At 29.6% G+C, this 14839-nt stretch carries 15 protein-coding genes and 1 riboswitch; of the genes, 7 read left to right on the top strand and 8 right to left on the bottom strand.

Annotated features, from left to right (window positions below):
* Window positions 1-156: 156 nt before the first annotated feature.
* From D2A34_RS23715 to D2A34_RS23690, 6 genes are all read right to left on the bottom strand, one after another.
* Window positions 157-345 (bottom strand): DUF4250 domain-containing protein, encoded by a 189-nt coding sequence (locus D2A34_RS23715; RefSeq protein ID WP_079441676.1) that lies wholly within the window; start codon window positions 343-345, stop codon window positions 157-159.
* An 84-nt stretch (window positions 346-429) separates the two neighbouring features.
* Complete coding sequence (locus tag D2A34_RS23710) at window positions 430-1296, bottom strand: tRNA 2-thiocytidine biosynthesis TtcA family protein (RefSeq protein WP_079441675.1); 867 nt, start codon at window positions 1294-1296, stop codon at window positions 430-432.
* Window positions 1297-1476: 180 nt separating this feature from the next.
* On the bottom strand, window positions 1477-2118 hold the full coding sequence (locus D2A34_RS23705) for a thiamine phosphate synthase (RefSeq protein WP_242966162.1): 642 nt from the start codon (window positions 2116-2118) through the stop codon (window positions 1477-1479).
* A gap of 126 nt (window positions 2119-2244) precedes the next feature.
* Window positions 2245-3051, bottom strand: coding sequence for a sulfur carrier protein ThiS adenylyltransferase ThiF (gene thiF, locus D2A34_RS23700; protein WP_079441673.1), 807 nt, complete (start codon window positions 3049-3051; stop codon window positions 2245-2247).
* A gap of 103 nt (window positions 3052-3154) precedes the next feature.
* Window positions 3155-3263, bottom strand: a riboswitch (TPP riboswitch).
* A gap of 61 nt (window positions 3264-3324) precedes the next feature.
* Complete coding sequence (locus tag D2A34_RS23695; RefSeq protein ID WP_079441672.1) at window positions 3325-4449, bottom strand: DUF5808 domain-containing protein; 1125 nt, start codon at window positions 4447-4449, stop codon at window positions 3325-3327.
* Window positions 4450-4452: 3 nt separating this feature from the next.
* The gene (locus D2A34_RS23690) at window positions 4453-4836 is read right to left on the bottom strand and encodes a GntR family transcriptional regulator (protein ID WP_079441671.1); all 384 of its coding nucleotides are present in this window, start codon (window positions 4834-4836) and stop codon (window positions 4453-4455) included.
* A 283-nt stretch (window positions 4837-5119) separates the two neighbouring features.
* Here D2A34_RS23690 and D2A34_RS23685 point away from each other — a divergent pair, with 283 nt between their 5' ends.
* The 6 genes from D2A34_RS23685 (at window position 5120) to D2A34_RS23660 (ending at window position 10028) form a co-directional block, all read left to right on the top strand.
* A complete protein-coding gene (locus D2A34_RS23685; protein WP_079441670.1) occupies window positions 5120-5341 on the top strand; it encodes a PspC domain-containing protein in 222 nt (73 codons plus the stop codon).
* 166 nt (window positions 5342-5507) lie between these two features.
* The gene (locus D2A34_RS23680; protein ID WP_079441669.1) at window positions 5508-6104 is read left to right on the top strand and encodes an ECF transporter S component; all 597 of its coding nucleotides are present in this window, start codon (window positions 5508-5510) and stop codon (window positions 6102-6104) included.
* A 261-nt stretch (window positions 6105-6365) separates the two neighbouring features.
* A complete protein-coding gene (locus D2A34_RS23675; RefSeq protein WP_243128389.1) occupies window positions 6366-7115 on the top strand; it encodes an ABC transporter ATP-binding protein in 750 nt (249 codons plus the stop codon).
* Window positions 7112-8131 carry an ABC transporter permease gene (locus D2A34_RS23670; RefSeq protein ID WP_079442384.1) on the top strand — a complete coding sequence of 340 codons (1020 nt, stop codon included), beginning with the start codon at window positions 7112-7114 and terminating at the stop codon, window positions 8129-8131. Before D2A34_RS23675 ends, D2A34_RS23670 begins: the two co-directional genes overlap by 4 nt.
* A 25-nt stretch (window positions 8132-8156) precedes the next feature.
* Window positions 8157-8822: a TetR/AcrR family transcriptional regulator gene (locus D2A34_RS23665; RefSeq protein ID WP_242966193.1), complete on the top strand. Its 666-nt coding sequence runs from the start codon at window positions 8157-8159 to the stop codon at window positions 8820-8822.
* Window positions 8823-8879: 57 nt separating this feature from the next.
* Window positions 8880-10028, top strand: coding sequence for an HlyD family secretion protein (locus D2A34_RS23660; RefSeq protein ID WP_079442386.1), 1149 nt, complete (start codon window positions 8880-8882; stop codon window positions 10026-10028).
* Between the two features lie 155 nt (window positions 10029-10183).
* On the opposite strand, the gene clpB is transcribed toward D2A34_RS23660, so the two are convergent.
* On the bottom strand, window positions 10184-12796 hold the full coding sequence (gene clpB, locus D2A34_RS23655) for an ATP-dependent chaperone ClpB (protein ID WP_119368105.1): 2613 nt from the start codon (window positions 12794-12796) through the stop codon (window positions 10184-10186).
* Between the two features lie 270 nt (window positions 12797-13066).
* Between clpB and D2A34_RS23650 the strand changes: the two genes are divergently transcribed.
* Window positions 13067-13444 carry a CBS domain-containing protein gene (locus D2A34_RS23650; protein ID WP_079439938.1) on the top strand — a complete coding sequence of 126 codons (378 nt, stop codon included), beginning with the start codon at window positions 13067-13069 and terminating at the stop codon, window positions 13442-13444.
* 120 nt (window positions 13445-13564) lie between these two features.
* On the opposite strand, the gene D2A34_RS23645 is transcribed toward D2A34_RS23650, so the two are convergent.
* Window positions 13565-14830, bottom strand: a complete 1266-nt coding sequence (locus D2A34_RS23645; RefSeq protein WP_079439939.1) for a helix-turn-helix transcriptional regulator — start codon at window positions 14828-14830, stop codon at window positions 13565-13567.
* Window positions 14831-14839: the final 9 nt, after the last annotated feature.

The following is a 14839-nucleotide window of genomic DNA, read 5'->3' as shown; positions in this document are numbered from 1 at the left end:
TATTTTTCTTCATTTATGTTCTTGTTCTTTTTATCATTCACTAATGATACTATTAACGCCGCTGTTGCTGCCATAAAAGTAACAACTTTTCCTGTTTTTTTCAAGTCCATGGCATATTTCCTCCTTCTTCTTTAAATAAATATCATAGATAATAAATTATTTAAATTGATTTATATCTTCATTATAATTATATCCAATACTACATAATCTATTTACAAGATCTTCCCGTGCTAAATTCATATCATCACAAAGAAGATCTAACGAACTATATTGGTCTCTTAATTTCATATTAATTATACTTAATAGTATATTAGGATCCATGTTACCTATTGAATCACTTGTCATCTCGCATCTTCCTTTTCACCTATATAGTTAATAATAATATAACATACATTTCCATGTTTATAAATACTTTTAGAGCAGGAGTGATTATTCTTCACCATAAAAATCTAAAAAAGAATATTTAGTATCGCCCTTTTGCCATCCAAGTATTGAATCCATGCTAACATTTTCTGCAGCTTTAAATATAGATTTCTCTACGCCACTAAAATTTTTCTTTAATTCTTTAATCAAATCCTTAATTTCATATCTTTTATTTCCTATTTTTTCTGCCGCAACCATACACGCACAATTCAATGGCCATATTCCACTATAGTTAATAAATTTCTTTATATAATCTTCTTCAATGTAGTACATCGGTCTTATTAATTCAAGATTCTCAAAGTTTTTTGACTTTAACTTAGGTAACATAGTCTTAAAATTACCTCCGTATAGTATATTTAACATTGTTGTTTCAATTACATCATTATAATGATGTCCTAAGGCAAGCTTATTGCAACCAAACTCTTGAGCCTTAGCATAAAGTGAACCTCTTCTCATTCTTGCACACAAATAACAAGGATAATCTTTAGCCATTTTGTCAACAACTTCAAAAATACCTGAATCATACATATGAATTGGAATATTTAAATACTCACAGTTTTCTATCAGCAAGCTTTTTATATCGGGATGATATCCGGGATCCATTGCTAAAAAGACTACATCAAATTTTACTTGACCATGTTTCTGCAATTCTTGAAATAATTTCGCCATAAGAATACTATCTTTTCCACCTGATATACCTACGGCAATTTTATCTCCCTCTTCAATTAAATTATATTCCTTAATAGCCTTAACGAATTTCGTCCAAATATGTTTTCTATAAGTTTTAACAATACTTCGTTCTATATCTTGTAATGTCTTTTTTTCCCCATCTGGTATAATTCTAGGGCAACCTTTTCCTGCAATTGTACTCATTATTCTATTTCTCCTTATTATCTCAATAGCATCTATTCTCAGTGCTATAAATTCGCTATATTTCAGCTTAATATATCTTTCTTTAAAGAGTTTATAATGAACACATAAGATTTACAAGTACTTTATTCATAATAATTTGTTCAAATGTTTATAGTATGAAATAAAATATAAATAACATGATTATTTATGGAAATTACTTATTAATTCCTTAGGATTTTCACTCTTCATTAAGCTTGACATTAAAGCAATTCCTTTCGCTCCAGCACATATTACTTCCTTATAATTATTTTCTCCAATACCTCCTATTCCAATTATCGGAATACATATTTTTTTTGATAGATGTTCTATTTCTTTTACACCTCTAGGCTCAAGAAACTTCTTACAATCAGTTTGAAATACATGCCCATAGATAACATAATCCGCACCCATTTCATATGCTTTTATCCCTTCTTCATAACTATGTATTGAAACGCCTATTATTTTATATACCTTATATTTATTCCCATCAACTTTAAAGTTATCCACCAAACTATTTTCGCCGTTAATGCTTTCTGTGTATAATTTTTCATTAATGTTAATAAAATCTTTAAACGAAAGTTGAACCCCATCTGCTTGAATTTTTCTCGCTACATTAATGTTCGAATTAATAATCAATTTTATATTTGTATTTTTTAATTTATCTTTAATAGTTAAAGAGAGCTTCAAAAGCCCTTCTTCATCAAGATCTTTTTCTCTGATAACTAAATAGTCTAATGATGATTTTGATATATTATTTATTTGTTCATAGAAATCTCCGCAAAGAATTCTATTAGTTATTCCCATTAAAATCACAGACTTTCCCCCGTATTTTCAAATTTACTAAATATTTAAGTTGATGTATCTGCAAATATTTTCACAAATACATCGTTAAAAGAAGCTCTACTAAAAGCGATTACTTTTAGCTTTGTATTAAACATCATTCTCATCTAAAATCAGCCTTAGTGCCATATTAGCCTCGTGGCAAGCTGCTATCCCAACTCTAGGAGCCATTAATCCTTCATTTATTTTAGCTGCATTCTCAAAATCTCCGCACATATATAATCTAGAGTTAACTCTTTTACTTACTATTAGATTATTTGAATAATATCCAGCCATACCTGACGCAGAAATTATCTTTGGTTTTTCAGTTTGAAGTAAAACTTCCCTTACTATCATTGCTTTATTTTCAGGCCCATCAAATGCTTCAATTACAATATCCATATCTTCAAATAATCCCTTAATATTATTATCATTTATACAAATATCAATATTCTCAACTTCTATAAACGGATTTATTTCTGAAAGTATGTCTTTTAATGCATCACATTTTTTCATCCCAATATGCTTAATAAAATATTGCTGCCTATTTAAATTACTTGGTTCCACTACATCGAAATCAATTATTTTAAGATATCCAACTCCAATTCTCCCTAGTGCTAACGCCACTGTTGATCCAAGCCCTCCTAGCCCAGCAATTGCTACTCTTGCTTTTTTTACTTTTTCATGTACTTTTGGGGTGTGCCTACTTACCATTAATGCCTCAAGTTCTTCCTTCTTAGGAATTTCTCCACGTTTAATTAATGTAACTTTATCCCCTTCCTTTAATTCATAATCCTCTTTAATAGGAAAACCATTCAAAATAATTATGTCCGCATCTTTCTTTACATTTTCTTTAACTGCAAAAGCTGTGATTTTATCATCTACAAACATTTCATTTTCATTTACTAAAACTCTCAATTTAATATCCCCCTTCAAAATTTAAATAAATAAAAAGGACTTACCATAAGGTAAGTCCCATAAAATTCATACATTTATTTACCAATCAGACTAATAAATAAATTTATTTTATTTACTGCTTCCCTACGGTGGTATTAACCACGTCAGGTTAAAAGAGTTAAAGCAAATAAGCTTCTCTCAGCCAATTATAATTGGCACCCCTAGCCTTCTATTTTATTATTGAAATTAGTAATAATTACATATTACCACTTTACTTTTATCAATTCAAATCATTTATATATTAAATACAGCCATAATTATAATTATTCCTATCAATACTGCTACCAAAATCAACAAAGCAGCCTTACCTAGTATGTGTGCGTAATTAAAATCTAATCCGTACCCAATTCTTTTTGGTACTATATTAGCTGGATCATTAGGATTGTGGTAGAATATTCCCCCGATATAATTTATATCATCATCATTATAAATTTCTTTTTCATCAGAAATACTATCTGATTTTAGCTGATTTGCCTTTTTAGTACTATAAATCAAATAAGTCATAGGAAAGAATATTACACCTATTGTTATAACAATGAATATAAAATTTGAAACATCATTAAATTTCATAATTCCTACAACAAGTAATACTCCATACAAAATCATTAGTGAGACTCCGATAGATATAATACCTAACATTTGAGTCATGGATTTATTTAAAAATGATTTTTTTAATATCAGTGAACTAAGTGTTCCCCCATTAAATCTAGTATTATCTTTTTTGGCTTGAATTTTAGCAGAAAAGAACATACTAAAAACACATATCATTGATACTAATGGCAGCATCACAACTTGAAGTTTACCAGTAAATGTTGTTGAATCAACCCAATTATCCGGACCATTTATACCAAAATGAACTGGAACCATTTTAGGTAATGATGATAATCTTGATATTGTTATTAAGAACCCCAATACAGATATTGCGACCGCTACATAAAATAACATTAAATTAAGATTTCTACTAGTATTGCCTTTCCCAATTTGTACATACACTTTATTTTCTGATTTTTTCTCCCAACCTATATTCTTTTTTACAATCTTGAGTTTCTTATTAGCTAAATAGCATGAATATAAATTTATGAATGCCAATAGATATGAATAAACTATAATAATATATACCTTTTGAATAAAATAAAATGCGCATATAAATAATATAAAACAAATTGCTGTTAATGTTAGAACTCTCTTATTATAATTCTTTATAATACTTATAACTCTGCTCTCTCTTCTATACTTTTCAGGAACTCTTACTCCAAAAATCAATCCTTCTACATTAAAATCATTAATTCTATAACTTTGCCATAATATCAACATTGTAATTATTAGTACTAAAAATAATAATATTATTTGTTCATTCATGACCTATTCACCCTTCCTATAATCGTTAAATATTTTTTCAATTTTTTCTTTTATCTTATCAAGGGATATTCCTCTGTTAATACATTCCGCCACATAAATTCCCATATCTTCATTTAATTTATCTTTAAATATTTCTTTACTATAAGTAAAGTCTAATGATATAACAGCTCCCTTTCTTCTATCAATTTTTATATATCCTTCATCTTTCAATAATGAATAACTCTTATTTACAGTATGCATATTAACTCCAATATCCTCTGCTAAACCCCTAACTGATGGCAGCTCATCTCCTTCCGATAATTCTTTATTAGCAATTCCAATTATGATTTGATTCTTTATCTGAAGATAAATCGGAACTTCTGAGTCAAAATCCAACTTTAAGATCATTATTTAATCCCCTTTCGTTCTATCTGTTATATATAATATATAACAGATGAATCAAATAATCAATAGTATTTCATAATTGCCTACACTTACCAAAAACATGTTAATTATAGCTTAACATCTTATGATTTTCTTATTTTTATATAAAGATACGCTGAACCCACTATCAAACCATAAATTCTTCTTTATAATATATATTAACAATACTAATAAGATATTGAGAATCTAGTGTTTATTCGAAGCAATCTAAAAATAGCACATAATAAAATTATGGATGGTGATCATAATGATTGAAAAAAAGAAGTTATATAAGGATGTTTCTAGGAAGAAAATTTCTGGTGTATTAGCAGGATTCTCTGATTATATTAATGGTGATGTTACCTTAATTAGAATATTATTTATATTACTAACAATAAAATTTTCTTATATCTGCATTATTGGATATATTGCATGTGCAGTCGTAATGCCTGATAAACAAGATATATTCAATGATACTAATCAATATTAACTAAAAATATATTTATAAAATATTGAAAATAAGGTTGAACATTTTTTCTAAAATGATAAAATACTATTTGTCGGTATTTCTTTGGAAACTGAACGGAAATTATATATTTTATAGATTTTTCCGAATTATATCCATAATATTAAGGAATAAGAACGGAGGTATTTTTATGGAACAAAATTATGTTAAATCAAAATTTTCAGTTAGGCAGATAACAATGGTTGGAATGCTTTCTGCAATTTCAATATTTTTAGGACTAACAGGTCTTGGTTTTATACCTATTCCACCTGTAAGAGCTACTATAATGCATATACCTGTAATAATAGGTGCCATTGTAGAGGGCCCTATCGTAGGAACACTAGTTGGCTTAGTTTTTGGTTTATTTTCAATGTATCAAAATTTTACAGCGCCTGGTCCTACATCATTTATATTTTGGAATCCGATAATTGCATTAGTGCCTAGGATTTTAATTGGAATTGTAGCCTATTATGTGTATATTATCACCAGAAATAGGTTTAAAAATCAAAGTGTAAGTATTGCTATAGCTTCAATATGTGCTACCTTGATTAACACAATAGGGGTTTTAGGACTAACTTATGTCTTTTACTTAGAGAGATACTCAGCTACTCTTGGAATTAATCCTCAAACTGCTGGCATTGCGATAGCAACCATTGGAGTTACAAATGGGATTCCTGAAGCCATAGTTAGTGCAGTGATCTCAATCCCTATAATAATAACAATGATAAAAATTAGAAATAAGAGATAATAATATAAGTTTAATTAATCTACATAGATTATCTTTTTAAGAAGTGCCTTTGCTTATGCACTTCTTTTATATTGTCAATATTAATTATTTACTGTTATATAAATTCATTTATTGAATATATATAAATATAATATTATAATAATAATAATATAAATATCTTAATAATTAATACATCATCATACAAATTGAAGGCTTTGTATTTTTTTTATATCATCAAAATGAGTGATTACTCACTTATTATATTTAGAAAGGAATTTGATTATGCAAAATAAAGTTAGTGGTATGCTTGATTCTTATTGTATAAAAGTCGAAAATGTTAATAAATCTTTTGGGAAGAAACAAGTTCTTTTTGATATTAGCTTAGATATACCCTATTCTCAAATTCTAGGTTTACTTGGTCCATCAGGTTCTGGAAAATCAACCTTAGTTAAGATGATTGCAGGGATAGATATTGCAACTAGTGGTTCTGTCTATTTACTAAACGAAAAAATGCCTAAGTTATCACTGATGAATAAAATTGGATACATGGCTCAATCAGATGCATTATATGAGGAGCTTACTGCTGAGGAAAATATTAAATTTTTTGCTTCAATGTATGGACTTTCAGGAAATGATCTAAAGCAAAGAATTTCTGAAGTGATGAATCTTGTTAATTTATCGGATCATCTAAAAAAACAAGTAAAACAATATTCTGGTGGTATGAAACGTCGATTATCTCTTGCTATTGCGCTTGTTCACGAACCGCCTATTTTAATATTAGATGAACCTACTGTTGGTATTGATCCCGTTCTTCGTAGGTCTATCTGGGAGGAACTATACAAGTTAAAAGATAGTGGTACTACTATTATTATCACTACTCATGTAATGGATGAAGTTGAAAAATGCAATAACTTAGGAATGATTCGTGATGGTAAACTAATCGCTGTAGGCTCTCCTGCTGAAATCAAGCATAATTCTAACTCAAGTACTATTGAAGAAGCATTTTTATATTATGGAGGTGCATCAAAATGAGGGTGAAAGCAATTGTAATTAGAATCTTACTTCAACTTGCCCATGATAAACGTACAATTGGATTGATGATTCTAGCGCCAATATTAGTTTTGACTTTAATGTCGTTTATATTTGATGGATCAAATTATCATCCTAAAATCGGAGTAATAAATGCCCCTATTAGCATTGTAAATAAATTAGAAGATAATGATGCTAAAATAATTCGATATACAGAAAATGATGCCTATTATGCCCTTAGCCTTTCAGAAGTTGATGCAATAATAAATTTTGAAAATGGAATCCCTAAAATAACTTTAGAAGGTAGTGACCCGAGCAAAAGTCAAGCTGTTATAAAACTTGTACAAAATGCAACTCAGCAGCTAGCATCAATTGCAGCCAAACCAGACATAACCTATCTATATGGTTATGAAAATATGTCTAGTTTTGATAATTTTGGACCTATACTAATTGGTTTCTTTGTATTCTTCTTCGTCTTCCTAGTGGCAGGTGTATCATTTCTTGGAGAGCGTACTTCTGGCACACTTGAAAGAATACTATCGACGCCACTTCGCAGATGGGAAATTGTTTTAGGTTATCTTCTTGGATTTGGAGTTTTTACTATAATACAATCTGCTCTTATCGCCTGGTACTCAATTAATGTTCTTAACATCATGATGATAGGCTCTTTTCCACTAGTAATCCTTGTAACCATATTAACTGCAATGGTAGCTCTTAGCATTGGTACTTTTATATCTGCTTTTGCCAATAATGAACTTCAAATGATTCAGTTTATACCAATAATTGTAGTGCCACAAGTATTCTTTTCTGGCCTCTTTGATTTAAGCACTATGTCAACTTGGCTGCAATCTTTTGGACACTTTATGCCTTTGTGGTATTCAGCTGATGCCCTTAGAAATATTATGATCCGTGGAAAAGGTTGGAGTGATATTTCATTTGATGTCTTAATTTTATTATTAATTTGTATATTTTTTATGGTTTTAAATATATTAGCTCTAAAAAAATATCGAAAAATATAACCATAATTAAGGGGGAACTAAATTGATGGAAAAAAAATCTTTAAAAGAACTTATGAACCTAAATAATGTAGAACATAATATGACTGAAAAACAAATAAATATACTTAGTGCTGCAATAGAACTTTTTTCTGAAAAAGGATATGAAGCCACAGCTACTAGTGAAATTGCTAAAAAAGCTGGAGTCGCAGAAGGGACTATTTTTAGGTATTACAAAACTAAAAAAGATCTTTTATTTGCCATTCCAGCGGCCTTATCTAAAGCATCTTTATTTGAGATTTTTATTAATGATTTTAACGAGATATTAAACGAAGAGCATGAAACTTTTGAGAGATTTTTAAGAAAAATAGTGCTAAATAGACTGAAATTTGTTAATGAAACTGGGCCAATATTAAAGGTCATAATTCAAGAGGTGCCGTTTCATCCTGAGCTTAGAAGTAAAATTCTAAGCACTGTAATCTTTCCTGTAATCAAAAAAGGCACATCAATTATTGATAAGTTTAAAGAACAAGGCGATCTTATAGATATACCAAGTATTTCAATTATTAGACTAATAGCAACTTCTATATTTGGATATATTTTTCTTCACAATATCGCACTCCCTGAACTAAAAAATAATGATGACGAATTGGAATATCTAATACAGTATATCATTAATGGAGTTTGCCTAAATAATAAAACCAAAAACTTATAGGCTCAGTATAAATTCACATAAAAAAATAATATAAATTCATTAGTAAAGGGTGGTCATATGAAAAAATTATTTATGTGTAGCTTAACGGTCTTATTTCTAACTACGGGTTGTTCTTTAAATTCTGATACCTTAACTTTAAAGGGAGATATTCAAAATAATATTGTACCTGCAACTAGTATAGTCTCTGGTAAAATCGTAGAAATGAAAAAAAATCAAGGAGAAGTTGTGAAAAAAGGCGATGTGATTGCTGTAATAGATAATGTTACTCAAAAATATACAGTTGATCAAACGCAAGCCATTGTAAATATAAAAAAAGCGAAACTTGATGAGTTAAAAGTAGGAACTCGTCCTGAACAAATAGAGCAAGCCGAAGCACAAGCTCGGGCTGCCAAGTATCAATTAGATCTTTTAACTGCTGGCAATAGAAGCGAGCAAATAAAACAAGCTGAAGATGAGGTATCAATTTCTGAAACCTCTGTAAATTCAGCTCAAGCAAATTATGACTATATAAAAAATCAGTATAACAACACTTCTCAGTTATATGATAAAGATGCAGTTCCTAAAAATACATTAGATGACGCAAAGCTAAAACTAGATACTACTTCAGACCAGCTTTCTACAGCCAAATATAAACTCGAAAGCGCCCAGCAACAGCTAAAGCTTTTAAAAGATGGATCCACTAGTGAATCTATCAACATTGCTCAAGCAAATTATGATGCTGCCAATGCTCAATTGAACTTACTTAAAAATGGCTCTACAAAACAAGCTATAGATGCAGCACAGGCTGATTTAGACCAAGCTGTTGCCCAATTAAATCAGGCTCAGAACAATTTAAACAACTATAATATCGTCGCATTAAACGATGGTATAGTAATAAGTAAAAATTTCTCCCTAGGTGATGTAGTTAATGTAGGTAGTGATATTGCTGATATAGCAATATCAAATGAATTGTACGTACTTTGCTATATCCCTGATGAACACTTGGACAAGATCTCTTATAACCAATCACTAAATGTTGTAACTTCAACTGGAAATCAAACCGGCTCAGTAAACTATATTGCATTAAAACATGAATATACACCAAAAGATAAACAATCAACTGCTGATAGTAAACATATAGCCACTAAGATAAAAGTATCAATAAATGATTCAGATGGTAAATTAAAATCAGGAATGACCGCAGATGTTCAAATTCCCATAAAATAGCTATGGGGTAACTTGCCGAAAGGTAGTGGACTATGTTGTTTCGGTTGCTATAGAATATGCAACACTGCACAAAATAGTCTACTACCTTTCTAGTGTTATCCACATATTAACGCACATGCAAAAGGAAACTCATACTTCTTCACTACTACAGTAAGTTATTGCTTAAGAGGTGATAAAACAGGCACTATAGTAATTTCTTCGTCATTTCCATCAATCATAACCTTAGACCCATAACTTAACTCACCCTTTATTATCATTCTAGCAAGTCTATTTTCAAGTGTGTTTTGAATATATCTCTTCAATGGTCTTGCCCCATAAACCACATCATATCCTTCTCTTGCTATTATTGTTTTTGCTTCATCGGTAACTTCTATTTCAATGTTCTTATCTCTTAATCTTGAGCTTACCTCTCTTAAGAATATATCTATTATCTTCTTAATCCCAGATTCAGATAATGGTTTAAACATTATAGTGTCATCAACTCTATTTAGGAATTCTGGTTTAAATCTTGACTTTAAGACACTCATTACTTTTCCCCTTATTCCTTCATCCACATTCTCTTCATTAGTATTTTCCAATAAATATTCGCTTCCAATGTTTGAAGTCATAATTATTATTGTATTTTTAAAATCTACCGTTTTACCCTTATTATCAGTTAGTCTACCATCATCTAATATTTGCAAAAATATATTAAAGACATCTTCATGTGCCTTTTCAATTTCATCAAATAGAATTACACTATATGGGCTTCTCCTTACTGCTTCTGTTAATTGTCCTCCTTCATCGTATCCTACATATCCTGGAGGCGCTCCAACTAATCTAGATACTGAATGTTTCTCCATATACTCTGACATATCTATACGAATTATATTTTCTTCTGAATCAAATAGATTTCTAGCTAGTGTCTTAGCGAGCTCTGTCTTTCCGACCCCTGTAGGTCCTAAGAAAATAAATGATCCGATTGGCCTATTGATATCTTTAAGTCCTGCCCTTGCTCTAAGTATAGCATTTGTTACAGCTTCAATAGCCTCGCCCTGTCCTATTACTCTAGCAGCCATTTCATCTTCTAACCTTAATAGTTTTTCTCTTTCACCTTCAAGTAAGTTAGTCACTGGAATTCCTGTCCATTTAGAAAGTACTGCAGATACTTCTTGTTCGGTTACTTCCTCTTTTAACAAAGCACCTTCATAATTATCTCTTAACTCAATTTCCTTTTGCTTAATCTCCTCTTCTAATGCTGGAATTTTACTATATTGAATTTCAGCGACTCTATTATAGTCAAAATTCCTTTGAGCGATCTCGATTTCTCCTCTAGCATCATCCAACTCACTTTTCAATGTTTTTATTGTAATAATCTGTTCCTTTTCTTTTGTATATTTTGCAGTCATTTCATCATTCTTCTCTTTTAATTCTGCAAGTTCTTTTTCAACATCTTCTAGTCTATTTAATGATCCTTCATCTTTTTCTTTTGATAAAGCTTCTTTTTCAATTTCTAATTTAAATATTTTTCTTCTTATAACATCAAGTTCAGTTGGAAGAGAATCAATTTCTGATCTTATCATAGCACCTGCTTCATCAATTAAATCAATTGCCTTGTCAGGCATATATCTGTCCTGAATGTATCTATCAGAAAGCTTTGCTGCTGCTACTATTGCTGAATCGTGAATTCTAATACCATGATGAATTTCAAATCTTTCTTTTAACCCTCTTAAAATGGCTATAGTGTCATCAACAGTCGGTTCATCTATAATTACTGGCTGAAATCTTCTTTCTAACGCTTTATCCTTTTCAATATATTTTCTATATTCATCAAATGTTGTAGCACCGATACAATGTAGTTCTCCTCTTGCTAATAGCGGCTTAATTAAATTTCCGGCATCCATTGCTCCATCAGTTTTACCCGCTCCAACTATAGTGTGAATTTCATCTATGAATAATAATATTCTACCCTCGCTGCTTTGAACTTCTTTCAGCACAGCTTTTAGCCTTTCTTCAAATTCACCTCTATACTTAGCTCCAGCAATTAATGATCCCATATCTAATGCAAAAATAATTTTATCTTTTAACCCTTCCGGAACATCTCCTCTAACTATTCTCTCCGCTAAACCTTCAATTATTGCTGTCTTACCAACACCTGGTTCACCTATTAATACTGGATTATTCTTTGTTCTTCTGGATAGAATTCTTATAGTTCTTCTTATTTCTTCATCTCTTCCAATAACAGGATCAAGTTTATGCTTTTTAGCAAGTTCAACTAAATTAGTTCCATACTTAGCCAAGGCATCATATGTTCCTTCCGGATCTTGAGTTTCAACTCTTTGACTTCCCCTAATCTCAGAAAGTACTTTTAAAAACGTATCTCTAGTTATATTGTATTGTTTCAATATCTTAGAAACTTGATTATTATTATTTACATCTATAATAGCAATCATTAAATGTTCAACACTAACATACGAATCTTCAAATTGCTTTGAAATTTCCTCAGCTTTAATCAATACTTCTTCTACTTTTCTTGTAATATATACATTTCCAATACCTTCACCTAAAACTTTTGGCATTGACTCTAATTCTTTGTTCACAGCATCTTTTAAGTTTTTTACTTGTATACCCATCTTAGTAAGAATATTAGGTACTAACCCATCTTCTTGATGAATAAGCGCTGCAAAAAGATGGATTATATCTATTTGCTGGTGATTGAACTTAACTGCTGTAACATTTGCATCATTTAATGCTTGTTGTACTCTTAGTGTCATTTTATCAATATTCATACTTAATCCTCCTAAATTTCTATATTAATTTTTTAATTTTTAATATTTTTTGTTCTCTACCTAAATAATTTCTCTTTACTTATATAATAATACATAGGTCAAAGAAAGTCAAAGTTTGTTTGAAGGTTTTTATATATTTTATTAGTATAAAGATTTATTTTAAATTTCATTGTTTTGTAGTACAATGAAATTATAATTATCTACATACATATCTAGTCATATATTAATTAATGATTTAGGAATACTAAATTTTTAAAAGAGGTGATAATAATGAAAATAAGTTCTATTATAAAACCAAATTTTCATACCATAAATGTAAACGATACTATAAATCAAGCTTTAGATTTAATGGACAAACTAAATGTTAATGGTATGCCAGTAGTAGATAACAAAGAGAAACTTGTCGGAATGGTAGTTAAAGCCGACATATATAGATTTATGGTACATCCAGGTCACTATGTTAGTTGCCCTGTTGAATGGGTTATGTCTAAATCAGTAATACTCGCGCAACCTGATGAAGAGATAATTGCAGTTTCAAAGCGTTTGAGAGAAAATGATATCATTGCTATGCCTGTGGTTGAAGACGAAAGAATTGTGGGTGTAATTAACATCGAAGATTTGTTAGATTATTTCCTAAAAGTTGAATAAGTTTTATATATAGTTACCATGTATCTATATAATTTATTAGCTATTTTACAACAAAAAGGTAGGAGGATTCTTTATAATAAAGCGTCCTCCTACCTTTTTATCTTCGGATGTCAAAAAATATTATATTTTCTTATCTACAGCTAAAGCTAAATTAAAATACTTTAATGAATCTGCTGTAGATCCAAGCTCATAATACAACTTGCCCATATCTATATATCTATTTTTCCTTTCATCTCTCGTTCCAAATTTGAACAAAGAATCTAATGATAAATTCATATATTTCTCCGCTTCGGCATATCTATTCATTCTTTGGAGAATTACTCCTTTTAAGTAATATGACTTTTCAATTAGTTTTATATTATCTGTAATAATTGCTAAATTTAATGCTTCCTCTGTAATTTTATAAGATATTTCATATTCTAAATTATCGATAAGTATTTTAGTGCAATAATTTAAAAATTCTACGTTTTTTTCTATATTATCTGTAGGAAATATTTTTATTCCTTCTTGTATTTCTGCAATTGCTTTATCTTTCTCTCCTATTTCAAAATAATATTTTCCATAGTTTCCATGTGATAACGCTAACGAAATAGGATTATACTTTTGATATTCAAAAGCTTTATTTTTATATTCATCAACACTATCCTTATTTAGTTTAATACATACAGCTGCATAGATATGATATATTTTACCTTTACTTTCATCAGTTTTAAGATTCTCAACATAACCTATGATTTCTGATAATATACTATAAGCTTCTTCTGATTTTCTTATATTCTGATAACATAACGCCTCATTATAACCTACTAAACAATATTCTATACCATCAAAGCCATCCTTTTTTTGTTGGAACATTTCTCTTAACTTACTATAGTAAGAAATAGCTTCTATGTATTCTCCATTCTGAGAAAGATACCTAGCCATATCTTTAAAATATATAACTGTATTTTCTTCATTATTATTTCTTTGGTAGAGGTCATAATACTGAGAAACTATCAATTGGATATTTTCAGCCTTATTCTCTTCCACATAATAAGAAAATAAGATGTGTATCAATTCGAAAGCTAAATCATAGTATTTATACTTAAGTGCGTAACTCAAATTATCTTTTAACTTATTCTCAGACTCTTTATCACATGAAATATTTTTTTTAATCATCTTTAGATTATTCAATATCTGCTCGTAAACATCTTCTACCAAATAGTCTAAATCAATTTCAATCTTTTCTGATATAAATTTTAATAATTCTTTATCTGCTTTAATTTTTCCATTTTCTATGCAACTCATCTTCGCTATTGATATTTTATTTTCACATAGTTCTTTTAATGTAATGCCTTTGAATATTCTAGCCCTTTTTATCTTTTCACCTATAGACAGTATTTCCAAATATATCAC

The organism is Clostridium chromiireducens, assembly GCF_003575225.1.
Taxonomy (GTDB): Bacteria; Bacillota; Clostridia; order Clostridiales; family Clostridiaceae; genus Clostridium; species Clostridium chromiireducens.
Note: the sequence above shows the minus strand (reverse complement) of the source record. Positions and strands in the feature narration are given on the sequence as shown.